Source organism: Solibacillus sp. NPDC093137 (genome assembly GCF_050280445.1).
Lineage (GTDB): Bacteria > Bacillota > Bacilli > Bacillales_A > Planococcaceae > Solibacillus > Solibacillus isronensis_B.
In genome coordinates this window covers 224,930-251,622 of sequence record NZ_JBNNVH010000002.1, presented here as the reverse complement: position 1 = coordinate 251,622, position 26,693 = coordinate 224,930, and the positions used below count along the sequence as shown (strand labels likewise).

21 protein-coding genes are annotated in these 26,693 nt (G+C 35.6%); 2 read left to right on the top strand and 19 right to left on the bottom strand.

The genetic code is table 11. The annotated features are described in order from the left end of the window. Positions 1-516: 516 nt before the first annotated feature. The 10 genes from ACQKN3_RS13010 to ACQKN3_RS12965 form a co-directional block, all read right to left on the bottom strand. Complete coding sequence (locus tag ACQKN3_RS13010) at positions 517-999, bottom strand: flavin reductase family protein (protein ID WP_251690660.1); 483 nt, start codon at positions 997-999, stop codon at positions 517-519. A gap of 20 nt (positions 1,000-1,019) precedes the next feature. Continuing rightward, positions 1,020-2,522, bottom strand: a complete 1,503-nt coding sequence (locus ACQKN3_RS13005) for a 4-hydroxyphenylacetate 3-hydroxylase family protein (protein ID WP_427712015.1) — start codon at positions 2,520-2,522, stop codon at positions 1,020-1,022. Between the two features lie 171 nt (positions 2,523-2,693). Further along, the gene (locus ACQKN3_RS13000) at positions 2,694-3,983 is read right to left on the bottom strand and encodes a PucR family transcriptional regulator (RefSeq protein WP_427712013.1); all 1,290 of its coding nucleotides are present in this window, start codon (positions 3,981-3,983) and stop codon (positions 2,694-2,696) included. 173 nt (positions 3,984-4,156) lie between these two features. Continuing rightward, entirely contained in the window at positions 4,157-5,629 is a 1,473-nt protein-coding gene (locus ACQKN3_RS12995) for an aldehyde dehydrogenase (protein ID WP_251690657.1), read from the bottom strand. After that, complete coding sequence (locus tag ACQKN3_RS12990) at positions 5,616-5,822, bottom strand: tautomerase family protein (protein ID WP_251690656.1); 207 nt, start codon at positions 5,820-5,822, stop codon at positions 5,616-5,618. Before ACQKN3_RS12990 ends, ACQKN3_RS12995 begins: the two co-directional genes overlap by 14 nt. Further along, on the bottom strand, positions 5,804-6,616 hold the full coding sequence (locus ACQKN3_RS12985) for a 2-keto-4-pentenoate hydratase (protein WP_427712011.1): 813 nt from the start codon (positions 6,614-6,616) through the stop codon (positions 5,804-5,806). Before ACQKN3_RS12985 ends, ACQKN3_RS12990 begins: the two co-directional genes overlap by 19 nt. 10 nt (positions 6,617-6,626) lie before the next feature. Then, complete coding sequence (locus tag ACQKN3_RS12980; protein WP_251690654.1) at positions 6,627-7,403, bottom strand: 2-keto-4-pentenoate hydratase; 777 nt, start codon at positions 7,401-7,403, stop codon at positions 6,627-6,629. A 4-nt stretch (positions 7,404-7,407) separates the two neighbouring features. Beyond that, positions 7,408-8,418 carry a 4-hydroxy-2-oxovalerate aldolase gene (gene dmpG / locus ACQKN3_RS12975; RefSeq protein ID WP_427712009.1) on the bottom strand — a complete coding sequence of 337 codons (1,011 nt, stop codon included), beginning with the start codon at positions 8,416-8,418 and terminating at the stop codon, positions 7,408-7,410. Further along, positions 8,415-9,323 carry an acetaldehyde dehydrogenase (acetylating) gene (locus ACQKN3_RS12970; protein ID WP_427712007.1) on the bottom strand — a complete coding sequence of 303 codons (909 nt, stop codon included), beginning with the start codon at positions 9,321-9,323 and terminating at the stop codon, positions 8,415-8,417. Before ACQKN3_RS12970 ends, dmpG begins: the two co-directional genes overlap by 4 nt. 12 nt (positions 9,324-9,335) lie before the next feature. After that, positions 9,336-10,316, bottom strand: coding sequence for a catechol 2,3-dioxygenase (locus tag ACQKN3_RS12965; RefSeq protein WP_251690651.1), 981 nt, complete (start codon positions 10,314-10,316; stop codon positions 9,336-9,338). Between the two features lie 181 nt (positions 10,317-10,497). Between ACQKN3_RS12965 and ACQKN3_RS12960 the strand changes: the two genes are divergently transcribed. Continuing rightward, on the top strand, positions 10,498-11,268 hold the full coding sequence (locus ACQKN3_RS12960) for an IclR family transcriptional regulator (RefSeq protein WP_427712005.1): 771 nt from the start codon (positions 10,498-10,500) through the stop codon (positions 11,266-11,268). 96 nt (positions 11,269-11,364) lie between these two features. On the opposite strand, the gene ACQKN3_RS12955 is transcribed toward ACQKN3_RS12960, so the two are convergent. The 3 genes from ACQKN3_RS12955 to ACQKN3_RS12945 all read right to left on the bottom strand — a co-directional run bounded on the left by ACQKN3_RS12955 (position 11,365) and on the right by ACQKN3_RS12945 (position 15,486). Further along, on the bottom strand, positions 11,365-11,895 hold the full coding sequence (locus ACQKN3_RS12955; protein WP_427712003.1) for a very short patch repair endonuclease: 531 nt from the start codon (positions 11,893-11,895) through the stop codon (positions 11,365-11,367). Positions 11,896-12,029: 134 nt separating this feature from the next. Beyond that, complete coding sequence (locus ACQKN3_RS12950) at positions 12,030-13,910, bottom strand: DUF2357 domain-containing protein (RefSeq protein WP_427712001.1); 1,881 nt, start codon at positions 13,908-13,910, stop codon at positions 12,030-12,032. Next, positions 13,879-15,486, bottom strand: coding sequence for an McrB family protein (locus tag ACQKN3_RS12945; RefSeq protein ID WP_427711999.1), 1,608 nt, complete (start codon positions 15,484-15,486; stop codon positions 13,879-13,881). The genes ACQKN3_RS12950 and ACQKN3_RS12945 overlap by 32 nt, the downstream gene beginning before the upstream one ends. 211 nt (positions 15,487-15,697) lie before the next feature. Here ACQKN3_RS12945 and ACQKN3_RS12940 point away from each other — a divergent pair, with 211 nt between their 5' ends. Further along, positions 15,698-16,849, top strand: coding sequence for a DNA cytosine methyltransferase (locus ACQKN3_RS12940; RefSeq protein WP_427711997.1), 1,152 nt, complete (start codon positions 15,698-15,700; stop codon positions 16,847-16,849). A gap of 40 nt (positions 16,850-16,889) precedes the next feature. Here ACQKN3_RS12940 and ACQKN3_RS12935 read toward each other — a convergent pair whose 3' ends face one another. The 6 genes from ACQKN3_RS12935 to ACQKN3_RS12910 form a co-directional block, all read right to left on the bottom strand. After that, positions 16,890-17,849, bottom strand: coding sequence for a hypothetical protein (locus ACQKN3_RS12935; RefSeq protein ID WP_427711995.1), 960 nt, complete (start codon positions 17,847-17,849; stop codon positions 16,890-16,892). A gap of 32 nt (positions 17,850-17,881) precedes the next feature. Then, entirely contained in the window at positions 17,882-19,936 is a 2,055-nt protein-coding gene (locus ACQKN3_RS12930) for an AIPR family protein (RefSeq protein ID WP_427711994.1), read from the bottom strand. Further along, positions 19,924-20,892, bottom strand: a complete 969-nt coding sequence (locus tag ACQKN3_RS12925; RefSeq protein ID WP_427711992.1) for a PD-(D/E)XK motif protein — start codon at positions 20,890-20,892, stop codon at positions 19,924-19,926. The genes ACQKN3_RS12930 and ACQKN3_RS12925 overlap by 13 nt, the downstream gene beginning before the upstream one ends. Next, entirely contained in the window at positions 20,885-23,635 is a 2,751-nt protein-coding gene (locus ACQKN3_RS12920) for a Z1 domain-containing protein (RefSeq protein ID WP_427711990.1), read from the bottom strand. Before ACQKN3_RS12920 ends, ACQKN3_RS12925 begins: the two co-directional genes overlap by 8 nt. Continuing rightward, positions 23,628-25,046, bottom strand: coding sequence for an ATP-binding protein (locus ACQKN3_RS12915; protein WP_427711988.1), 1,419 nt, complete (start codon positions 25,044-25,046; stop codon positions 23,628-23,630). The genes ACQKN3_RS12920 and ACQKN3_RS12915 overlap by 8 nt, the downstream gene beginning before the upstream one ends. A gap of 601 nt (positions 25,047-25,647) precedes the next feature. Then, positions 25,648-26,553, bottom strand: coding sequence for an HNH endonuclease (locus ACQKN3_RS12910; RefSeq protein WP_427711986.1), 906 nt, complete (start codon positions 26,551-26,553; stop codon positions 25,648-25,650). Positions 26,554-26,693 lie beyond the last annotated feature (140 nt).

The following is a 26,693-nucleotide window of genomic DNA, read 5'->3' as shown; positions in this document are numbered from 1 at the left end:
CCGCCAGCGTTCGTCCTGAGCCAGGATCAAACTCTCCATAAAAGTAGTTTGAAAGCTCATTTGCTTTGCTAGCGATCCAACTTCGTTAGAAGTTGAAATCTATTGTTTGCTTCATTTAAGAAGCTTGTTTCATTAACGTTGCTTGTTCAGTTTTCAAGGTTCATTTTGTTTCGTTTGTCTCGGTAACTCCCGGCGACTTGTATAACTATACATCCTATTCTATTAAACGTCAACAGTTTTAAATAACTTTTTTTATCTTTTTTATTTCACCCTACTCTCTTCTTATTTAAATGTTCCCGAAATAAATACTAAAACCAGCCGAAAAATCTCATGCTCCCTCTCCTTCCGAACTAAATTCACTAAATAAAACTGTTATAAAATCAAACTACATCTCTTCCATCTATCATTAAACCACCTGCTATATAAACGGAAAATCAAAAACTCCAATCATTCAAAATCCCAGCCTCAGCTTTGGAACCTTCGAACGTTTGGAGCTTTTCTTCACTTTAATAAGATTTAAGCTTTTTGAATTACTTCCAGCTCTTCAACTTCCCGATATTTCCCTTGATAAAATAATAGCGGATTGCCTTCATTAACTTCAATTAACTTCGGCTTGCCTAAAAAGATTGTATGATCGCCTGCCTCGATTTGTTCAACTACTTCACAAACTGTGCGCATGATTGAATTAGGGATAAGTGGAAAATTGTCGACATACTCAAACTCAAAAGTACTTTCTACTTGAATTTGACCTGCGAATCTTTTGGAAATGTCGATTTGTTCAGACTGTAAAATACTAACGCCGAAAATATTTGACGCTTTGATTTTATTTAATGTTGCTGCCTTATGTCCGATTGAAATTGCGACCAATTCAGGATCGAGTGAAATTGACATAAAACCATTCGCAGTCATTCCATGTGGCTCTGCATCATTTAAAGTAGTAATAACCGTGACACCTGTTGCAAATTGTCCCATTGCTTGTCTAAACGAAAGTGCTGTCATTAAGTTCCCCTCTTTTCCTCTTATATTGTAACGTTTGATTTTGTTTTCCAGACCGGGTTCGTCCATCCATTTAAATCGTAGTCAGACATCGCACTGTCCACGACAGATTTGAAATAATCCACATTCCCAGTAGCCATACCATGGTATAACGCTTCCAGTCGAATGTTTTCATGGTTGCCTGCATAGTTCACTTCGTATAATTCATGGCGCCCACCAAACTCAGAACCGATTGCATCCCATACCATTTTCAATAATTTCACACGTGATTCAGCATCTACACCTGAGCCGCGATAATACTCATCTAAGTAAGGACGAATTTCAGGGTTATTGAAATCAGCAGCACTTGACGGTAGCTGAATTAGACCTCCTGCAACTACTTGTTCGAAAATATGAACGACCTTTACCCATACTTCCGGTGCAAGGACGCGATATGCACTGGCAGCTTCACCATTAGGAACAGCAATTCCGCTCATACCTATATCAGGGTTTGTCGCCATAGCTGTAGATAATGACCAAATCATATTTCGCATCGCAACTATTTCTCCTATATTTGCTTGAACACCTCTAAATTGATGCGTACCAGAAGACTCCGTTGCTTTTAAAATTAGTCCTAACATAAAGTCCAGCTTAACACCTAAGCGCGTACACCCGTGGAAGCTGAAGCGATTGACGAAATGTGTGGCCGGCACGAAATTGTTAGAGACTTCTACATTTTTATAAGCAAGAACATCTTCCCATGGAATAAATACATTATCCAAAACAATAACCGCATCATTTTCATCAAAACGGCTTGATAAAGGATAGTCGAATGGAGAACCGTTTACTTTAGCACTAAACTCATATGATTGACGACTGATCATTTTTAATCCCGGCGCATTCATTGGCAATAAGAAAATCAACGCATGACTTACATCTCCATCACCAAGGGATTTAGGTCCGTAGTTAGCGACAAAATTATAATGAGTCAACGCAGCGGATGTCCCTACCATTTTTGCCCCTTTTACGATAATCCCATCATCTCTTTCTTTCACTACACGAACGAAAACGTCTTTATTTTCATGCAATGGTTTTGAACGATCCATTTGTGGGTTGATGACCGTATGATTGACAAATGGTAGCTCTTTCGATGCTTTTCGATACCATGCTTTTGCATTATCTTCAAAACCTACATAGTAGTCCGAGTAGGCATTTAAATGTCCGAGGAACGAAGCTTTGTAATCAGGTGTGCGGCCCATAAATCCAAAATTTAATTTAGACCATTCTGCAATAGCATCACGCGCTCCTAATAAATCGTCCGCATTCTTTGGAGTTATAAAAAATTTATGTGTACGGTCACCATACTCATTAATTCCTGTTAATATTGACTGTTTTTCCGGATCATGCAATGAATCATAAAGACGTGAATATGATTTTGCAGAATTTTCATAGGCGGGATGTTCTACGACATTATCAATCTTTTCACCATTTAAATAAACAACACGACCATCATTTAGGCTTTCCAAGTAACTTTTACCAGTATACATAACTTATAACCCCCTTTGATTTGTTAGCATTAGTGTAATTGAGGAAAGCGTTTTCACATATTGCAGTTCCTGTCTAAAATTTTTGTTTTCACTAACAGCTAATGCTAGTTTCACAATAAAAAAATTACTTAACGACCTGATTTAGTCGTTAAATGATCTATAAATACTAATTTATATTGCGGGGAGATTTAATACTTTAAGTACTTTTAAATTTAACAAAAGCTGAAATCGGATTTTAGGACAACGTAAATCGATTTGTAATAACTCCTTTATATTTTGCAAACGATACCTGACCCCTCCGACAGATAAATTCGTTAACTTGGCTGTCTTCTCCAAATTACCGCCATTATCTAAAAAATAATAAAGAGTATGCATCAAGTCCTCTTGATGGAGAATTTCCAGAAGATCTCTTTCTACTATACTTCTAAGTAATTGATGATGTTCCGTATATAATAATGCCCCAAGTATGCCGATATCCTCAAAATGACTGACCGTTTCATTGGCAGTGGCCATTCTTTCAGCAATGATTGCCTCTTTAATTGATTGATTGAGACATTCCAATGTATTGGTTGTTGAACTTATACCGACACGGCAAATAATCGAATCCTGATATTTATCGATTGAATGCAGAAATTTTTCAGGCGCCCCGTCCAATAGTGGGTCATCAAAAGCAAGCGGAACAAAGCATAAAACCCCTTGACCTCGTTGAACAATTAGTACTTCCAGATTTAGATTTTTAAAGAAGTTCACGATTTCACGATACACTTTTACAAACATCTGTAAATTGTCATCACTTGATTTATCTTTGTAGTTAAAGGAAATATAAGCGATATGGTAACTTTCCTGCACATAAATATTCAATAATTTCAATTCCCGTAACAACTCTTTATAATCCGTAATTTCTCCAATAAGAAGCTTTTCGAATAACACGGCTTTCATTCGTTCATTTGCATCAAACATCGCTTTTTTATTGATGAGAACAATACTGCAGATAGTGCTGATTCGCTCGAGTATCAGTTTTTCTTCTTCTGTAATGATTTCATCTTTAAGATAGAAAAATCCGCAATATTGGAAGACTTCCTGATCGACTGTTATCGGTGAAATAAGGATTTTCGCGCTGTCCAAATTGATTTCGCGCTGCTCCCGAAACTTCCAATTCGTATATTTCTTTTTATATTCCAGAATAAAGTTTTCCAGGAGTACCGATTGACAGGATGAATAGCTAAGTTCCCCTTCAAGATCAAATAAAGCAATCTCTCTTCCTACCATTTGGTTACATTCCTTTAATATTTCAATTAAATTTTGTTTTTGTACGAGCATTTCATTTAATTTATTGTAGATTGCGATTACATTTTTCAGTTGCAGATTTTCCTTAGCCATCTTATTCACATCGATTTGTTGCTCCAGGTTTTGCATTGGTATAAAGGTTGTATGCTTTTTTTCCAAATCAAAATTTAACAATAAATCCACGCCTTTCAATATATAATTCAATCTCTACTCAACATCTATTTATCTATTTCTTGGAATTAGCGCTTCAATACACACCAGTAGTAACCATTTCAAAATCTATTTCTGCCTTCAATCTAAATAAAGCTTATCACCCCATTTGGTTTCCAAATAGGATGATAAGCATTTTAGTTCAAGGAGATGCAAATATTCTTCGCTTCCGTAAAGAATTCCATACTATGACGTCCACCTTCTCGACCAACACCGCTCTTTTTGAAGCCGCCAAATGGAACACGTAAATCACGAACAAACCAGCAATTCACCCAAATGGTCCCAGCACGTACGGCATGTGACACACGGTGTGCTCGCTTTAGATTTTCTGTCCAAATGACCCCGTTTAAGCCATAATCCGTATTGTTCGCAATCGTTAAAGCTTCTTCTTCCGTATCGAACGGTAAAATCGTTACGACCGGACCAAAAATCTCTTCCTGACAAGTACGTGCATTCGGATCATGATGCAGGAAAATTGTTGGGGCAATGTAGTAGCCCTTCTCCAGATCATCCGATAATTGTAGCGGCTGGTCACCTGTAACCAGTTTTGCCCCTTCTTCTTTGGCCAATTCAATATAATAATTCACCTTATCGTATTGAACTTTACTTACTAACGGCCCTGTCGTCGTTTTCGGGTCTTGCGGATCACCAACGACTAGCGCCTCTGCTGCCGCTTTAAATTTATCCAAAAATTCGTCTAAAATTGTACGCTGCACTAAAATGCGTGAACCGGCTAAACAAACTTGCCCAGAATTTAAAAATGCTGCCTGAATCGATGTCGGTACAGCTTTTGATAAATCCGCATCTTCGAAAATAATATTCGCTGCTTTCCCGCCAAGCTCAAATGATGTTTTCTTCAATGTATCCGCGCCATTTTTAATAATCTGTTTACCTGTAACAGTCGATCCTGTAAATGAAATCAAATCAATTTCAGGCTGTTCCGTTACCCATGTACCAACCGTTTTTCCGCTTCCATGAATCACGTTTACGACCCCATCAGGAATGCCTGCCTGTTGTGCAATTTCTCCAAGAAGTGAAACCGATAATGGCGTCAATTCAGCCGGCTTAATGACAGCTGTATTCCCCGCTGCCAGACATGGACCCAATTTCCAAGTCGTTAACATAAATGGTGCATTCCAAGGCGTAATTAGACCGGCTACACCAACAGGCTCATAGCGTGTATAGTTGATAAAGTTTTCATCCATTGGATACGCTTCATCCCCTTGCTTCTCTACGAAATCTGCAAAGAACCGCAAATTATGGGCAGCACGTGGGATATCGGAGCCGACTGCATGCTGATAAGGCTTCCCTACATCCATTGCTTCAAGGCGGGCAATTTCTTCTTTTCGTTCAACGATTATATCAGCCATCCTGCGAATTTTCGCACAACGCTCCGCTAACGGCATTGTACGCCATTCACTATGTTCAAAAGCTTGACGCGCACTGTTGGCAGCTTCTGTAACGTCCTCTTCGGATGCTTCCGAAACAATCGCAATTAAACGTTGGTTGGAAGGATCATGTACTTCAAATGTTTTCTTTGTTGCAGACTGTCTGTATTGTCCATTAATAAAATGATTAACCGTTAACACTTCTTTTTCAGTTGTTAGCATCTGTCTCTCTCCTTTTGGCAACGGATTTCCCTGCTATGCCCCAATGTGTTGCAGCCGTTTCTTGTAGATGTACGCGCACGGTTTCCAGTGGCGCATCCAATACATCGCTGGCTGTTTTGCTTAATTGTTCAATAAGGCGCTCCTTTTGTTCGGGTGTACGGCCCTCTAAAATTGTTACTTGGATGAATGGCATTCGCCCCCACCTCCAGTAAATGAAACCGAAATCGTTCCTAAGCTTTGGAAACTTGCATGGAAAAAGTCTCCCGGTTTTATTTCGATTGCTTCACTAATGGATCCGCTTAAAATTAAGTCGCGCGGTTTTAGATGCAAGTTCCGCTCCTGAAGCTTTTCCGCTAACCATTGAATGCTTATAAGCGGATTTTGCATCACCGCACCGGATGTTGTCGAAGCAACGACTTTTCCATTTTTGTAGTAAACAACCCCTAATGCATCAATAAAATCGGCATCCAGTTTTATTGGACGGTTGCCCAAAATATACCGACTCGAGGATGAATTATCGGCAATCGCATCAAGCAATGTAAACTTAAAGCGTTCAAATCTACTATCAATGATTTCAAATGCCGGCAACACAAAATCAATTGCATCGATTACTTCTTCTAATGTTGGTGAACCATTTAACGGCTTCTTTAAAACGAAAGCGAGTTCTGGTTCCAGTTTTGGATGGATGTATGGTGTCAAATCATGTTTACCGCCTTCGATTAAGTACATGTTCTTTAAAAGCACCCCATATGACGGTTCATGAACCCCCATCATCTGCTGTTTTGCTTTTGATGTTAGTCCCAACTTCCACCCGATTTGTTCCGTTTGTTCTTGCTCTATTTTTTTATCTACTAGTAACTGCTGAATTTCATAAGCTTCACGCTCTGAGAAACCATCTATTTTATTGGCAAACTGTTCAAGTGTTTGCGCATTTTTTTCAGCCCAATACAACTCATCTACAACCGATAATTTAGTAATACTCGTCATATGAATCCCCCTATACAAACTTCACTTCAACCGAACCAATTTGTCCGAAGGCTGCCTTAAAATGATCACCTTTTTTTATTGGTAACGCCGATGTAAATGCGCCAGTTAAAATCACTTCGCCAGCAAGTAGCGGGACATTAAATTGATGTAATGCGTTCGCTAACCAAACCGCAGAGTTAATCGGACTGCCTAAAACATTACTTCCTGTACCCATTTCAATGAGTTCGCCGTTCTGATACGTATTTAAACCGATTGTTGTTAAGTCAATATCATAAATCGAAAGACGTTGTTCTCCTAATACGACCAAGCCTGACGAGCCGTTATCTGATACCGTATCTTCAAATTTAATTCGCCAATCTGCAATACGGCTGTCGATTATTTCAAATGCCGGCACAATATAATCAATCGCCAATAGGACATCTAGAGGTGTTATATTAGGACCCTTAATATCTTCTTTTAAAACGAAGGCAAGTTCTGATTCAACTTTAGGCTGAATTAGTTGATCAATGTTGATCGTATCACCCGATTTGTACAACATATAATCGAATAAATGACCGTAATCCGGCTGATTAACGTTGAACATATTTTGAATTGCTTTACTCGTAGCGCCAATTTTTTTACCGATGACTTTATGGCCAGCCTGTTTTTTTTGCTCTACATAAGCAAGTTGGATTTCATAAGCCTGCTCTAAAGAAATTGTAGGCGCAAGCTGTGTGAACGGTTCAATTGGTGCCTTCGTCTGCTCAGCTTCCAAAAGCATTGAAGCAAACCCTTGTGCATTTGACATACTATCAGACCTCAACTTTCTTTGTAGATAGTTCCATTGCAACATCGATAATCCAGTCTTCCTGTCCTGCAACGGCATTTCGCTTCCCAAGTTCTTCGATAATACTTACCGGATTTACTTGGAATTTTTCTGCAGCTTTTCTTACGTGTAACAGGAAACTATTGTACACACCGGCATATCCTGATGATAAATTTTCACGGTCAATAAACGGCAAGTAATGCATTTCTGGAGCCACTAATTCTTCCGCAGCATTCATCAGTGTTGAAAGGACGATTGGTGTTTCTATATTCGATTTCACCATTGCTGCAATAAGGACTTCCAATGGTGCATTCCCCGCACCTGCACCTAATCCGCGAAGTGTCCCATCAATTAATGTCGCACCATGTTCAATCGCTGTTAACGAGTTTCCAACTGCCAACCCTAAATTATTATGACCATGGAATCCTATCTGAATTGACAGTGTCTCTTTTAATGCATGTATCCGTTCAATGACTGTTTTTGGCACTAATGCACCGGCAGAATCGACGATATATACACCGTCTGCACCATACTCTTCCATTTTCTTCGCTTCTTCCGCTAAACGCTGCGGTGTCGTACTGTGGCTCATCATCAAAAATCCGTAAGCACCTAGATTTTGCTTTTTCGCTTCTTCAAAATATTGTTGTGAGATATTCGCCTCTGTACAGTGAACTGCGATACGGAGTGCATCAATTCCAATATTGGCGGCTTCTACAATGGCTGGACGTGTTCCAATGCCTGGAACGAACAATGAAGCAATTTTAGATTGGCCTTTTACTTTTACAGCAGCCTCAATCAGCTTCATTTCATCGTATTTAGAAAAGCCTTGCTGAATCGTGGAACCTTGAAGTCCTGCACCATGACTCACTTCGATCAAAGGTACATTTGCTGCCGCTAATTCAGTAACGATTTCCCCAACAAATTGTGGGGTAAAAGAATGGCTGACTGCATGTGAACCATCACGTAATGTAGTGTCCCCGATTATGATATTGGTCACTTTAAAGCAGCTCCCTTCAGCATATTTTCTGCTATCTTTTCTCCAACTTGTAAAGCCGCAGCAGTCATAATATCGAGATTACCGGCATATTTCGGGAAATAATCTCCCGCGCCTTCTACCTCATTCATAATAATGACCACTTTACGGTTGCCCCAAGGTGTTTCGCGTTCATCGACAATCGGTTGCCCTTTCAATCGATAACCTGGTACATATTGCTTCACCTTTTGCACGACATCTTCTACAGATTTCTGTAATTGAATTGGATCAATATCGTCTTCCAGTACCGCATAAACGGTATTGTTCATTAAAATAGGCGGCTCCGCTGCATTGATGACCGGCATGGCGCGTGCTGATTGTGCACCGCCAACTAATTTTGCGGCATTGGCAGTCGTAATCGTAAATTCATCCAAGTTCTGGCGTGTGCCTAAACCGATGGACGGGCTTGAAATCGTAGCGATAATTTCACTGTAAAGCACTTCTGCAATTTGGCTCACTGCATAAACAAGCGGCGTTGTCGCCTGCCCGCTGCAGGAAACCATATTGATATTCATTTCATTGATATGTTCTTCTATATTAATACTTGGAATAACATACGGACCGATTGCTGCAGGCGTTAAATCGATCGCCACAATGCCATTTTCTTTTAGGATTTTAGCGTGTTCAATATGCGAATACGCACTCGTGGCATCAAAAACTATTTGTGCGGAACCGTGTTCGATAATCCCGTGAATCCCCTTTGCAGTTGTTGCTATCCCCGCTTCTTTGGCACGCTTTAGACCGTCTGAGGCAGGATCAATACCTGCCACCAGAACTAAATCTAAATGTCCATCAGCTTTTAAGATTTTCATCATCAAGTCTGTACCGATGTTGCCGCTTCCTAAAATTGCTATTGGAACTTTAGTCATCTGCTAACCCCTCTATTCGTTTGTAACTTTTTCAGCTATTTTACCTACACCATATGTCCAGAACGAGTCAGGGAAAGCCGCCCCTATCCAAGTATCTCCGTTACCTGGAACATCGGCCATTTGCCAAGTAATCGTTTTCCAATCCGGGTCAAAGATCAAGTAGCCTGCATCTCCAAACAATTCAACCCGCAACCCGCTTGGTTCATAGGCATACATACAAAATGCTTGGCTAACCCCATGCTTATTCGGTGGGATTTCAATAAAGTAACCATGGTCTTTCAACAAATCGCCAACTTCGTATAAGTTTTGAGGTATACCATACCAATAGCAAATATGATGTAATTTTCCTTTAGCCCCTGTAGGCTCAGCCATGAAAGCGATTTCATGAACAAGGTTAGAAGCACTAATCCATGATCCTACGACAAACTCTCCATCAACAATTTGTTCGCGAAGTTTAAAGCCTAATACTTCAACTAAAAATTCTGTATCAGCTTTAGGATTTGATGAGAATAAATTAATATGGTCTAATCGACGTACCGGGACACCACGATTTGGACGCTTACTAAATCGAGAAAGTAACTTAGACTTGTTCTCTTCAGGACAATCAAAGTATTCTACTTCCCAAAAAACTTCCATGTTATGACCATCAGGAGTTGTAAATGCATAAGAAGGTCCATGTCCATAATTTTCGTTTTGCCAACCAATACCATACCCACTCGCCTCAATCGCCTTAACCCGACGCTCTAATGCTTGTGGAGATGTTGTGCGCCATGCTACATGTCCTAAACCTGAATAATCAGATTCAGTAATAATTAAGGAGTATTTATAATTTTCTTCATAAGCACGTAAAAATGTTTGATTTTCAATAACATCTACAACGGCCATACCTAACATTTCTGTGTAAAATTTAATCGATTCCTCCGGCGTGTTAGAAAGTACCTCAACATGTGCGATTTGTGCTACATCAAAGATTGGCTCTACATAATTATTCATGATTAATCCCCCTTGAATGTTATTCTTCGCTCTATTTTCTGAAAAATCAAAATAGATTGTAAATTAATATTAACTGTTATTTTGTTATATACAACACGAAATTCCCTCTATGCGGGAAAGGTGAAAAATGTTTTTTAGAGAATAATATAAACATCAAATAGAATTTCAATGGGGGTTACAAATGAAGAATAATGGCGAGCTACATTCCGTTAAAAACGCATTGAAAATTTTGAAGGCTTTTAAAATAAACGATCATCAAAAAGGCGTGTTGGACTTGGCAGATGAATTGGGGATTAGTAAAAGCAGTGTACACAGACTTTTAAAAACATTGGAATCAGAGGGCTTTGTAACAAAAGCTAAAAATAATGCCAAGTACGAATTGGGCATATCACTAATTGAACTGAACTCCATTTATTTAAAACATTTGGATATTTACGATGTGACGTTAGAAAGTATGATGAAACTCATTACGTTAACCGGGGAAACTTCTCATTTAGCCATTTTGAAAAATGATGCCATTGTTTATCTTAATAAATTATCAAACCAGCAAACGGTCGAAGTAGAATCACATATCGGCCACTCAAATTATTTGCACTGCACTGCAAGCGGCCGCGTATTATTGGCGTACAGCAGCACTAATACGATTAAACGAATCCTTGACCAACCTTTTATGAGATTTACCCCACGTACGATAGTAGATGCTAATCTGTTGCAAAAAGAGTTGCAAAACACGAAGGAAAAAGGTTATGCCGTTGTACGAGGCGAGTACCGCACCAATATGACATCCATTGCCGTACCCATCAAAAACCAGCAGAGTAAAGTAATTGCAGCAATTAATATTGTTGCCCCTACCAATCGGTTAACAGAGGAAAAAATAAATTACTATATAAGATTACTTCGTGAAGAGTCTGCCAAAATTACGAAGAAGATTGGGTATTTGTCTTTTCAGTGAGGGTTGGGGATTATTGAGGATTGCAAAAATTATAAGGGATTGTCCTAAAATCTCATTGGACAATCCCCTTGATTAAGTGTTATTAAATAAATTTGCCTAGCGTCCATAACGTTTTCCATTTGATTCTTCTGCAGCCAGCATTGGCAACTCACCATCTTTTGCCGGATTAAATTGGAGCAAATCCTTGGTGTCGATTGAGGAATTACTTGTTTCGCTCAAACGGACTTTATTTATGAAATCAACCAAGTCATCGACAACTTGATCTATATCTTTTTTGATTTCATGCTCCCATATTCTCTTTATATGCCAGCCCTTTTCCATGTAAAATTCGGTAACTTCCCTATCGCGCTCCAGATTGCGTAACAACTTATTATCCCAGTATTCCTGGTTGCTTTTGGGTCTATTCCCATGTACGGGACACACATGCCAAAAACATGAGTCCACGAAGATGACAATTTTGTATTTTTGAATGGAAATGTCAGGCTTTCCGAATAGGGTTTTTGCATTTTTTCTAAACCGAATTCCCCTCTTCCATAATTCTTTCGTAAGGCAATTTTCCAGTTTTGACTGAGAACGGATGGCTCTCATATTCTTGCTTCGTACTTCCGGTGATATTTTATCCGCCATGAGTACCACTCCCATCGCTTTTTCATTCATTTCCCTTAATAGATTGAAAATAAGCATCATGTGAAGGTTAACCCAGTAACAATTGTCCAATAAACCGGAAATACGAGATTCAGTATTACATTTTAACAATTAACTTAACTATAACTATCTTTAGGAAATTCTTCTGCAACCAGCATCGGTCTTACATTGCCTTTCGCTACATCATATTGGAACATATCCTTTGTACCAATTGGTAATATTCCTTCTTTTTGTAATTCTTCTGCGGATTTTGATAATAGTGAATGGATTACTTGCTCAACCAGCTTTGTAGCGTTTGGCAAAAATGGTAAACCACCGATATTCACTTTGCGGATACTCTCATAAAGAGCATGCTCTTTGTAGATCAATTCTTCATGCCACGGAAAAAGTACATACGCTCCAAAAGCTGTACGTTCATATCCTCCATTACGTTCCGCCACAATCGAATCCCGATAACGATGCATTGTATTGATATCTTCTTCTTTTGGTCCAGGTATCATATTTTCTCCAACTTTTATGCGGTATTTAGCATCAAATATATATTGGAATAAATAATTCTTGCCTTGCTTTTCAATACTTAGCATAGAATCAGGTTTTTGGGTAACAGTTGGTCCATTTTTTCCGGTCGTATATTGATACTGCAAAATTATTTTTTCACCTGTATCTGGCAGTATAAACTTTCTGTGAGCAACTTTATCACGCTGTAAATTTAGAAACAGTCCATCATTCGAAATTTGAATAATATTTTGTTCTTTGCTAATACAATATTTTTGCAAGATGCTGCCGAGTTTTAAAAATGTCCAGTATTCATATAAGGTCGCAATATCCTTTACCGACATTTTGTACAACTCTCCGTGTAATACAATACTTTTTGAAATTGTGACATATATTTGGAACACTTCACGATAACCGTCCCCCATTTGTAGTACAAGGCTGTTTATGCTATGGTCTAACTTACCGATTCTTTTCCAAAACGGAGATCTTAATTTATGCCGTAGCGTCGTAATCATCATATCGAGTTTAGTAATTAATTTAGCATCAGTTTCTTTTTCAGGAAACACTTTTTTTATAGCTACGACTAAATTTTCAAGCTTACTCACGATACGCTCCATCGTATATTTCACATACCGATTCTCATGTGTATCAACCGTATGCTGCTTTCTCATAAGCAAACCTTTTACCGGCATAACTTTTCGATTCCCTACTGGAATTCCGCGTTCTACATCCACCATTTTATGTACATTTTTCCGAAGATGCGTGCGACTATGACTGTCTTGCTTACGTAACCGATCACCGCGCACTTCTTCATACGTTGTTTCTAACTGATGATGCGGACGCTTTTCAATATAAGCTAATGCTCTTTCATATTCTACATAATGCTTTTCAATTAGCCGATAAAACTCGGATGGTGAAGGATCTTTAAACAATTCAGCACTACCCCGTAAATGTGTCCTTTTTATAAAGTGGTAGGCCAGATTATAAATTTCTTCATTTACTTCCCTTAGCAGGTTCGAGTAATCTTTTTTATAATCAAGCTTTGTTGGAAATACTTCGATTCGAACGCGCAGCAAGCACTCTTTCCCTTCTAGAATTTCAAATTCAGAGAAGCCGACTTCATTTTGAAAATGCAAATACCCCGTTAAAATATTTGTGCGCGAAAGTTTACTTATTGCTTCCCGAAATAGCGCATACTCATGGTAAAAAGTAAGTTTCGTGTCCTTTTTAGGGATAATAATTACTTCATACATTCCGTTTTCAAAAAAGACCGGGTAAAGTGACTGTCCCTTATAAGGAGTAAGCTTCTTGGTCTCAACATCATAAATATCTATTTTATTAATAGCTTTGCCTTCATAAAAGAACTGCATAAAAGTATCATCCGACTGCTCAATATGATTGGAATAATCCAGCTTCCCTTTAATAACTAATGTAAATTTATCTGTTTCTATTTCCAGTAGCTCGATGGGTTTATGAGATCCAGAAGGAAGTGAAGCCCTCATCGCCTAACCTCCCCATCATATCATGCACTTTTTTTCCACTAAGTGGATAGCGAATTTCTGTACTAATAAACGTCTCACTGTAGGTATATAAGCTGCCAGTCAAATGCTCATACAGCTGCTCAAGAACTGTACGAATTTTTAATCCGCTACCAGCTAAGCGCGGTAATATTTTTTGCATTAGGCAGTAATCAAATGCCTTATCTCTTTCAAATAATGCCCCTTTATCGTTATAAACCATATAAAAACAAATTTCGTCACGCACACGGTATCCAACATGTGCATTGAGCGGTTCAATGATTTTATTGATCGTTGTTAATTCGTTAGATACATATTCTACGATATTTACGTTTGAGTCATAACAATCTTTAAGCTGTATATACCCTGCTTCAATTGAACTGTTCGCTAATTGAATCGGCTTAACAGGTTCCGTATTTTTCAAAAATGAGAAGTTGTTCAGATGTATTTCATTAAATTCAATCGTATTAGCGCGATCTAACACTTTTTTACTGAATGGGTGTGTCGTTTCATCCATATTTACTGTACCGATGATGTAAAGATTGTTTGGCAATGTCAGTTTTTCATTTTCTATTTCAATTAATGTTGAAGATGTATATGTATCTCCATCTTTTTTGCGGCTTTCCATAATGCTCAGTACTTCGCTGAAATAATACTCCACACGAGCTAAGTTCATCTCATCCAACAGTACAAAATACGGGCGATCTAAGTTATTCGCCGCTTCACGCACGACCTTTGCCAATGGACCTTCTATGAAATCACCCTTAATATCTGTATAACCAAGCAACTCCGAGCTGTCACTCCAATCCGGACGAACAGGGATAAGTGTAAACTGACCATTTTCTTCTGTTGCACCGAGACTTTCAGCAAAGAGTTGCACAATTTTCGTCTTCCCTGTTCCTGAAATACCGGAGATTATGACGAATGGTTTACTACGGAGGGAGAGGTAGAGGTTTTTAATATTGGCTTCAGAGTAAATAAAGCCTTTTGATGTTATGTAGTTTTGGATGTGAGAAATAAGATCATTAGAATCTTTATATTTTAACTCCATAATTTTTGCTACTCCCTTTTTTTCTGTTTCATCAAAATAAAAAGGTTCTACTATAAAATATCCGTTTTCATCTTCACGCACAATTTTACCTAGTCCTAATACCGCATTATGTCTATCTTTAATTCTATATAAAATACCAATTGGAATTTCATTCTTTAAATTGAACCTCGCAGCCTCAATATCACTAAACTTCCTATTATCTTTTTCTCCACTTGGCGGATGCATAATAATTGATTTAAATTTATATTTCTTTTCATCAAGCCAATCAATTTGTTTTCCATAATTCTCTTGTGACTCTGTAGCTAGATATGATAAAAGATATTTTTTCCCACCAGGTTTATAAAAACCTCTTATAAGATCATGTAAAATATGTTCATCACTAACATATTCATCCTTTGGGATTTTGGGATTCTCCTTTGTCCCCTTAACAGGTACCCTCCCTATTAACACTTCACCTTGTATAGCTTGAAATTTTTTCAACACCTCTTCATGTACTTTTTCTAGTTCCATCTTACTCCTCCTATTTATTCGATATTGATTAAATAATTATATCATTCAATTAGAAAAATACATGGGATTCCAATAAAGTGCTATAATTTTATTAATTAAATTCCTAAGCAATTTGGCAGCATTTTTGTAAAAAAAATAGTATTATGGAATAGTAGCAAACACAAGAACATTCGTTCCCAATCGAGGGCGATTTATATAGGAGATGTATACTATGATTTTTAGAAAAGGGGAATTATTTAACGGTCCAGGTGGTCTTAGCTTGGCTGCTAAAAACTCTAAAATAATCCATCCTCTTACAGGGGAACAATTTAGCATAGAGCATGTTTGGTCAAATGACTTTGACATCAACGCTTGCAGAACTTTTGCATACAATATTTGCGGAGATGAAAATCATCCCTCAGTAATTTGCGGTCCAGTTCAAGATTTGGATATTGGCAATAGGGACACCCTCCCAGAAATCGATTGCTTTGCTTTTGGTTTTCCCTGTAATGACTATAGTCAAGTTGGCGAAAAAAAGGGTATTTCAGGTAAATTTGGTCCACTTTATAGTTATGGCGTAAATGTACTAAAAGAGTATAAACCTAAGTTTTTCGTTGCAGAAAATGTAAGTGGTTTACAAAGTGCAAATGAAGGAAAAGCATTTATTAAAATTTTGAGCGAACTAGAAAATCCTGGAAATGGCGTCGAATATGAAATTACACCTAACCTTTATAAATTTGAAGAATACGGTATACCACAAGCACGTCACCGCATTATTATTGTTGGAATTCGAAAAGATTTGGTGAAAAAAGGTGTTCATTTCAAAGTCCCTGCACCTATTACACCAGATCCTCAAAACTATAAAACAAGTAAAGATGCTATTGAAAATCCACCTATTCCCAAAGATGCATTTAACCATGATATACCTGTGCATAAAGAGCGTGTTGTTCAAATGTTAAAGCATATTCCACCAGGGAAAAATGCTTGGTACGAAGGTATTCCTGAAGAACTGCAATTAAATGTTAAGGGTACGCGTTTAAGCTCTATTTATAAAAAATTAGACCCTTCTAGACCTGCTTATACAGTGACAGGTAGCGGTGGTGGTGGTACACACATGTATCATTGGAAGGAAAACCGAGCACTTACAAATAGGGAACGTGCAAGACTTCAAACATTTCCTGATGATTTTGAGTTTTTAGGTACAAAAGAAGCCGTACGTAAGCAAATTGGTATGGCCGTGCCTCCAGCTGGAGCTCAAATCATATTTGAAGCTATTTTAAAATCCTTTGCTCAAATTCCATATGATTACGTTGAAGCAACAAATAAATTACAATTAGATTTTTTAATTGAAAAAGAAAACGCTAAACAGTTAAAGCTATTTTAAAAAAACAGCAATGGACTAATTTCCATTGCTGTTTTGCTCTTTAAAAATCTAAATAATATAAGCCTTCTTTGATTTTATATAAATCGATAAAAACTTTCCCATACCTTATCAAATCCTCTTTCACTACAAATGCATTTGATTTTACCCCTAAACGCTCACGAAAATATTTCCCTAAGATACTGGTGTTTCCTTTTGTTTGAATAGCCTTTCTATTATCCTGAGCCATAACACAAACTAAATTACGCTGATCTGCTGTACAAACTAAAAATCCTTGTGTTTGAACGGGAAAAAATTCTTCTTTTGAACTATGAATTGATTTAGGTACAGAAAGATACATTTGATTACCATCTCTATTTGGACGTTGGCCCCAGTTTAAACCTGATTTTCCGGGTACTTCCCCTTTTCTGTCTAACAAACTTAAACGTACACTTTCAATATAAACATTATTATTTGCTACTATTGCATATCGTTGCTTAATTTCTCCTAAATTTAAGAGTATTTTTTCAAAGTTGTATATATTAATGGTAATAGGAACTTGATCATCCTTACATGAAAAGACTTCAAAATCTAGTAAATCTCTAATGTTATTAATATTTCCATCAAGTTCTACAAGATAGCCTGTTTCATTTGAAAAATAGCTTCGAGTGAACTCTAATGGACCAATAAATAGTTTTTCTATATCGTTTTCTAATTGCGTTTGCTTATCGGTTTTTAAAATTAAGAGTCTTTTTAATTCTTTTTTAGTATTTAACACATAATTAATTATTAAGCGGCTCTCGAATTCCTCTACCAGACGTAAATTTTCTAGATGTATAGGCTGAAATAAACCTTCTATCAATGTATCTAATACATTTATTTCTAAAGTAACATTCGGGTATTTTTCTAAAAATTCTTCAACTAAAATTGGATCCATTTCCTTTACAAAAATTCGCACAAGATGGAACTCTTTACAAAAATGTTCAACAATCAACTCTTCTATATAATCCGTAGTTAATTTCATAATAAACAAACACAAACCTTTCTATTATAAAATCAATCAAAAGCATATCCTTCCTCGAATGCTTGACTATACATATCATAAATTAATTTACATTGTTTCTCAGAAGGAACAACAGGCAATTTACCCTTAGTAAATTTTGATAAAATATCAAATTTCGTTAGTGAAATAGTTTTTCTGTTCTCTTTCACACTAAAATAATCAAGCATAAGCTCTTTTGTTTGTTGGGGCATTTCTGCAACAAATAATTGAATCCCTATACCTGAATCCATTTTTTTTAAATCTTTAGCTTCTTTTTTCACATATTGTATTTCTTGTGAATTCAATAAATATTTTGGTGGCAAATTTAATTCAATTTCTTTAAGTTTAAGATTATCCCAACATTCAAGCTTTTTACACCATTGCGTAACATTTCCTTGAGATTTTGGCGGATTAGTAAGATAGTTATAAATTTGTTCTGCCAAATTTTCAATCAAATCTCTTAACTTTGGGTCTACATCTTGTAATTCCCAAATTAAATTAAAATTAAAATACTTTTTAATTTTTGAAACGTACCAGGACAAGTATGAAATCGTATATGTTACCGCTTGCGCACGATATCCCCCATTATACCAATAGGCATTTTGAATAATTTCTTCTGTTTTTCTAAATAAAATAATACGCGCTATTGCATCCTTATAGTAAGTGTCTGTAATAGCCATATTATCTTTTTCTAATAAATCAGTAATATATTTTGCGAATTCAGCGAAACTATATTGCGCACCCTTACTTACAATATCCGGTTTTTGTAACCAAGTATTCTCACTTTTCGAAAGAAAGGTTTTATCAAACATTTGCTTTTTAGGGTTTTGCTTTTGAAATTCACTTTGTTTTGCTTTCGTTAAATATGCCTGATTGTTTAAATATTCCCCACGTACACGTTCATAATACCATCGCGTCATTTTTTGAGTACCATCTTTTGAAGGAACCCAAATCTTTGACGAATATGTTTTAATTTCTTTATGAAAGGGACTATTAGAGAAGAAATCAGATTTATTCACTTTATTTTGTGTATTAGCGTATTCCGCTACTCTACCAACAAAATCCCCATAACTTTCTTCATTTTCAATTACAGATAATTTCATCTGAACAGATAATTTAGAGACATCTAGCTTACTATTTTTTTTAGCAGCATAAATTGCTGATGTAGTTTGTCCTCCATTTACAATTTGTAAGTTGTATATTTTTTTTATATTACCCTTTTCATCTGTATCTACTTTAGCTGCAGTTGCTGTAATACCATTATTGTAGGCAAAAAACAAATCTGGATGGGCTTGTATTGTGTTTCGAATTCCTTTATTTATGCTACCTTTAAATTGTAAGAATGTACGGACATTTTGTTCTAATAATCTTTGGCCAAATTCTTCATAAATATCGACTAATTGATTACCATTTAAAAATGTTAAGTATGCCTGATATTTCTCTGAATTGGCAGGGATTTTTAATGCTGGTAAATTTAGTTCAACTTCAAATGAACTATCAGCTGCTTGGGATTGATAATTACGATATAAAAACTCAATATCAACTATCATTTTCTCAACTTCTAAATTTTCAAACTTTTGACTATCAAAACCTTTAAATGATTTCGTTATCTTTCCGTCGGTCAATAATATTAATCTAATTTTATCTACATCCTGTTTTAATAAATGTTGGTAAATAAGATAAGCCATATCATACGCTTGAGACGTATTTTCTAATTCTTTATAAAATCCTTCGTAACATTTTTCTAAAAATATTTGAACTCTTTTAAACTTCGAATCAATATTTGCTAAAGTTAGGGTTTGAATATTATCTTCTTGATAAAATTGATGAACAACAATTGATAAAATTTTACGTTCTTCATCATAGTCATAACCATGAGCCTCAGTAGGCTTACGCGTTTTCGGGAAATAATGGTCTGCTTCAGTGTAGTTAACGGATAAAATGCCTAGTGAAACTAAATCTTCACATACTTGTTCAAAAAATGATTGTTGCTTTAAAATTCCACGACTAGAGGCATCTGCATAAATAGTTTGAATAAAATCCTGATAGAATTCTTCTAATGTATGCATGGCGTACCCTCTTTAAAAATAAGGTCAAAATGATTTCTACCCCATTCACTACATTGAGCTAAGTCAATTTGATAACTAATAGAGATTATCTGAGGCATTACCCCATCCGATTTAATACATGGAAAGTCTTCTGTCACTTCATAATAAGTTATACGGTCTACTTTATAATTGATTAAATCTTCTTCGGCATACAAAATTGGAGAATACCCCGCGTTCAATAATTTTATATAAAATAAATCAATTAGATTAAATTCATTTTCATTTTTAAGCATTTCTTCAATTTCTTTTGCAATCGTACAAATATTACATCTATCATTAATTCTAGTAAGTCCATATGCTATTAAATATGCATGATCTTTATGTGAATCTAACTGTTCTTTTGAAGAAATATATACTTTTTCTCCATTTGATGTTCTATATGACTTTATTTCAAAGCTACTTTTGTCTGTAATAAAATCTTGCTTATCCTTTTCTGGACCATACCATGATTGCACAGCTTCAGTTATTGATGTATTTTTAGACATTTCTTCTTTTAAAAACATCAATTCTGCAAAAAGCCCCATTTGTAATTCTGGTGCTAGCGCATGTTTAGATTGTTTTTTCAATAACTCTTGCCAATGCTTTAATCGACTTTCAATTATCAGAAATTTTCTATCTACATCTTGAGAAAGTGAAGCTGAATAAATTAAGTCTTGGCATAATACATAAAAAATTTGCCATTGATCTTTATTTAAAAGTATAAGGTGCCATTGAAGCTTATTTGCATCTTCAATGTAGTTTTTTCGCACTTCTATATTATGAAGCTTAAATGCATTTTTCGCATCCGCATTTCCTAGAGGAAATTCTAAAAGAACCCCATACAGTCCCTCAGCATCTTTCACAAAAAAAATATCATCATCCACTATAGCTCTTCGCCTAGATCCGGCATGTATGTTTTCCCAAGGATTATTAATCATCGCTATCTTCACCTTCAATTAGTTTATCTAAATACACATTATTAACTTTTAATGCTATATTTTTATTACCACTTTCGATACCCCTTGGGAAACTAATACTGAATGCAGGTAGAGTTTCAGGACTATCTTTTTTTTCTTTATCTTTCACATAAATTGTGCCTTCTAAAATATGCAACATTAATAACGGACGTTTCAGATCTTTACGTGCTGCTTTTCTGCGTGAGAAATCTATGACTGCTTCATCAATTTCTGTATCTGGATTATTTTTTTTCGTAACTTTAGCTATTTTTTTCTCATCTGCCGAATTTTTCAGCTTTTTCCTTTGATCATCAGTTAATGTAATTTCTTCAGCTGTACCTGTAGAAACTTGACGATTTCTTACTTCAAAATAATCACCTTTCTCATCTATTGCACGTTTCTGTAATTTTAATTCAAGATTATTAATTACATGTTTTTTTTTCGAATCACCGCCGTATAAAGCAATATCCCAGTTTTCTTTAACTTCCTTGACATATTCTTTAACAAATTTAATAGGCATCCGCGATCTCATACCAAACTCATCTGTACGTAATTCGTACACAATAAATTGTTCTAAAAACGATTCAACAGCTTGTTTATCAATATCTCGCCATAAGTAGGTACTATTTATTACCTCCGGCTCTTTTACCTTTAATAAATTGTGAATCAAATTTTCGATAACTTGAATATTCACAGTATTAGTTGATTTTGTTTTAGGCAACCAACTTGTTTCTTTTAAGTGCCCAGACAGATTCATTTCATAGACAATTTCTTTTGCATTTTTTAGTTTATTCCTAGCTGTAACTTGTAAACCACTATCGGGATGGTGTTGAACAGCCAATCCAAAATCTAAAGGTGTCATATCTAATTGCGCCATTTCTTTTAGACTTTCCACCAGATCCAAAGTGGCTTCAATTATTGTTTTGAAATTATAAAACATATCCTCTGTCATATATAACTTACATAAGTCTTCATAGTTCGTTCGATATCCAAACCATCTGCCCATTTGCATTAAAGTATCATAGAAAATAGTTGTTCTTAAGAAGTAACTTACACTTAATCCTTCCAAAGTATAACCACGCGATAAACTTGTACCACCTACAACTATTGCATTTGTTTGAACTTCTTTATCATATACTAACGGTACTTTTGTTTGCGTATGAATATCGAAAACTTTCACAGATTCTACCAAGTCAGCTGCTCTTTGAATTACTTGTTCCCATGTAAACTCTAAATTTTTGTATCTTTTTGTGAAAGTATCATAAAAATTAACCATATGTTCATTTGCATTCATTGAACTTGAACTGTAACTAAATGAAATTAAACTTTTTTTAAACATATCTAAATACTTAGTTACATGTATAGCAATATCTTTATGTACATCTGTAAAACGAGTAATATGTACGAGCATACTATTATGATCCTTTTCTTGACCTCTCAAATTACGAATTGCAATATTCATTATAAATAGTCTCATAGCTTCTTCTAAGCTATGTGGTAGAACATCTAAACGATGCGTTTTTTTATGATTTAGTGGAATTATTTCAATATAATCTTCAACGGGTACAAGATGTTTTTTCTTTGGATCTAAAAAGATTTTTTGAGCGCCAAAATAATTGCTTGGTGCATCAAGCGCATAAATGAAATCTTTAGGGAAAAGATCTAATCCTAAGTATTCTTTTTCAGCTTTATAATCTATAAAAATATTCGCATAGGGTGTAGCTGTATATGCTACATAAGCACTTTTCCCGAAAATATTTAACAGTTTACGAATTTGCTCATTAATAATAGTAGGATCTTCTTCTTCCTTGGTATTAATTGATGCATAATCGGATTCATCGTCTATCACTAACATTGCATGTTCTGAAATTCCATTTTTATATTGATCAGTAATCCACTTTATAACATTTTTTAAAGAATTTGTATTTTTCTTTATAACGATAACAATTGGATTTTTTATAGAATCAAAGTTTAAGCCATTTGATAATTTATCTGCATCATTTTTATTAAAATCTTTCGTTGGGGTTGTCAAAGTTACGGGCTGTTTTTTGGGTTCAAAGCCACCATATGTCCCTACTCCCACATATTCTGCACCAACCTTTCCAACAAAAGCTTCATTTATCCGATCTTGCGTTTGATTACGTAAATTATTCATGCCACCCGCAATAACAACAATAAATTTATAGCCCGCATCTGCAGCTTTACAAAGCAGTGCAGCGTAGTTACCTGTTTTTCCTGACTGAACATGTCCTACAACCATCCCATATCTTGAAAAGCTAGTTTCTGAAGGCTCCGCAATGTTATTCATTATTACATCTGTATCATCATCAATTGTTTTAACAACTTCGAATGGCAGTTTATTATCAATATATTCTTTATAACGAGACCAATAATATGTGTCTATAGTTGGCTTTACCTTACGTGTCCACCAAGTAATGTCACGATCTTTTTGATCATTTCCTGTAACTATAACTCCTGGATCAAGTGCAACATCAAAATGAAGTTCTAACTCCTTTCCTAAGCGTTCCCACTCTGCTTTTTGTAATTCTTGTTCTGGTGACTCATCTAAGCTATGCATATTAATTAAAAATTGTTTTGTTGCTGGGTTTCCTAACCCCTCTTTCACAAAGTTAACAGCATTACTAATAGCATCTGATGCTAATGGCTTTGGTAAATTATTTAAAGTTTGATTCACTAACACCTTAATTTTTTGATAATTACTCATATGTGAGCACCTCTTTTTTATTTTTAAATAGCTCTGTTTTTAAAAATGCTTGAATGTAATCTTCATTAAGATTCATTGCTTTTAGTTGTTCTGCTAAATTCAAAATATCTTCGTCACTAATTAAATCTTCTTGTTGTACTTTATGAGGTTCTTCAATCAAATGAGCTTGAATATCAAATAAAGGGATAAATGCTTCCAAACCTTTTATATAACTCTCAAATAATTCTTGTTGCTCTACATCTAAAGTTTTTAAAAGATGCTCTTGCAAAGGATGATTTCTATTGATTGTAAAATTAATCTCATTATCTGTTAAATGTACGTTCCAAAACTTAGTTTCTACTCTATCCTGCAATTTCTCTTTTCTACCCGTATAAACTCTTTTTCCACGTTGTAGGACTTGATTTAAAATTAATCTTAACTCCTCTTTAATTCGCTTATCTGGACTAGCTGTTGACTTCTTGACATCAATGTTCCACAAATAATCTTGTTCATTTTTTATATCAACCTTTATACGAACTAATCGATGTTCATCTGCCATCTTCGTTAATCCCCACCAAGTACCGTGAATTAATAATCTGCCTTCCCGATACAAATAAAATCCTTGAGTCTTTGTATAACCCTCTTCTGTAGCATACTTTTCGTATTCTCCATTTGATAATTTTGAATAATGAGGAAGAATATATGGTTGAACTATAATAGTATGCTTTTCTATTTTAATTTTTTGTTCCGTTATCCATTGTGTATTAGAATTTTTTTCATTAAATGGATTAAACGGTAATAAGGGTTTACCATTAACACTAATATTTAATCGCTTACGTAGAATTTCACCCTCTAAAAATCGATGGAATACTAACGATAAATGTTCTCTTAAGCTATATATTGTTTCAGTAATATGGTCTTTATTCACAGTATCAATAGATTGCCAAATTACTAATGTACCGCTTTTTTGCTCTAACAATTCTTTATACAAGGGGAATTTTTTTATGTTTGCCTCTGTGGGTGTAATTAGGTTCCAATCATCAGATTTAGATATAAAATCTAAATCCCACTGTCTACTGAAAACTTGATCGTTGTATTTCGTAATAACTGTTAACTTTTTAGCTTGAGAAAATGAGGCTGTCTTTAATCCTAATCCGAACCTTCCTAAATCATTTTTTGACCTATTACTATCCGGATCTTTACTTCCTAGTCTCATCGCTTCAATCAATTCTTTTTCGGACATACCTGTACCATCATCTAACAAAGCTAAATGCAACCCTTTTGTACCCCCCATATCAATATGGATATTTAATGCTTTAGCAGAAATACTATTATCAAGCACATCTGCTACAGCTATTTCAAACGTATAACCCATATCTCTCAATGACTTAACAAAGTTTGAAACATTTGGTCTGACAACATCGTATTTCATAATTTTACCTCCATCTCTAAACACATAGTTAAGTCTACTTGTATTTTATAATTGCTGCATCTAACAAATCGTGTAAACTCCTCTCGTCATCGATTCAATTGGAGCTCTTTAAAATGTTGAATCTCTAAGTCATGGAAATATATGCATTTATTATTTCTCTTCAATCTATAGTTACTTTCTATTATTTTACCATTTATATAGTTTATTTTCCTTATAAGAATCAGTTCGTTGTTAAAAATTTAACATTTAACATTTAACAACAAATATCACTATTTCATTTATGAGTAAACTAGTTACTATAAGTAAGTAAGTAAGTAAGTAATAAATATTAAATTCTGGGACTCATATTGTATTATTGACGCTTATGTTTAGGCAGGGCCATAATAAAAAATCTCCTCTTATGTTTTAGGTCTTTGCATATGTTTTAAGTAATATAAATTTCAGTCTCTATCCCTAAAGGAACGTTAATAAAGGTTCGTCACCAATCAAAAATAAATAATTGCTAAAGATAATTCGTTTATATTAGAAGGTTAGAATGACTTCTAATCTTTTTTTATCGAGCACCTTTAGAAAATAAAAAATAGGAGGTGAATTGGTTATATCACCCCCTAAAAATCTCCCGCTTATGCCACTTGAAATATTTCTTATTCTCTTCTACTCTTGCAACGCGCATTTTCTCATGAATCCCGTATTTCACATAATCCATCTGTTCAATTTCAGAGGAAATATGGATTTTCCCGGTTCCATCAAATGCGATATAGCCTTGGTCATATAACGCATCATGGTTATGACATAGTAGAATACCGTTGTATGGATCAAATCGTTCATCATTTGTTGCATCTTTCCAAGGTTTTGAATGACTTGCGCGTAATAATCCAGGTAGCGAGATGCCGCATAGCGCACATTGATTGTCCCATAACGGCATCAGTTGCTTTCTAAATTTTTGCTGGCCTTTACGGATTTTCACCTTTGCTTCCGCTTCAGTTTCGATTAATACTGGTGCCAGCGTATTACGTTCCTTTTGCGCTATCAGACCAATAGCAAATTCCAGCTGCTCCTCATTTTCCTCATAAATATTCGCATCACTCATAAGCTCAAGTAGTTTGATTGCGAGCATTTCATTACAAGGATACAAAAAGCCTTGGTTGCCGTCACCATTATGTTGGAACGGTGAATACTTGACCGGGAGCAGTGGCTCGATTTCTTCAAAATGTTCTTTTATCGAAACTGGAAAATGTAGTTCCTCGTACACCGCCGAGAATTGATGCCCTACTTCACCTGATTGATCAAAAGGATTCACGCCTTCCCCACAATCTTCCTGAGCAGTACTGATCGCAACGATTTCTCCTTTAACGCAGTGAAAAATTGCATCGCCCTTTTTTACTTCCTTCATCCGCTCCCAAGAATGTGGTGTTTGTCCACTATTATCTAAAATTGAGCACCATATGACCTGCTTTTCCTTCGCCTCATCATATGTACGCCCTTGCATTACGATATAAAAATTCATACGTACACCTTCGCTTCTCTTCTTTGCTTTCTTTTAGTTTACCATTTCTTTTTTCTTATCATAACTAACATGCCTTATAAATAAATCTCACTTCCATAGTATCGTCTCCAAATTCTCCATGAAATTAAATTTAAATTTTT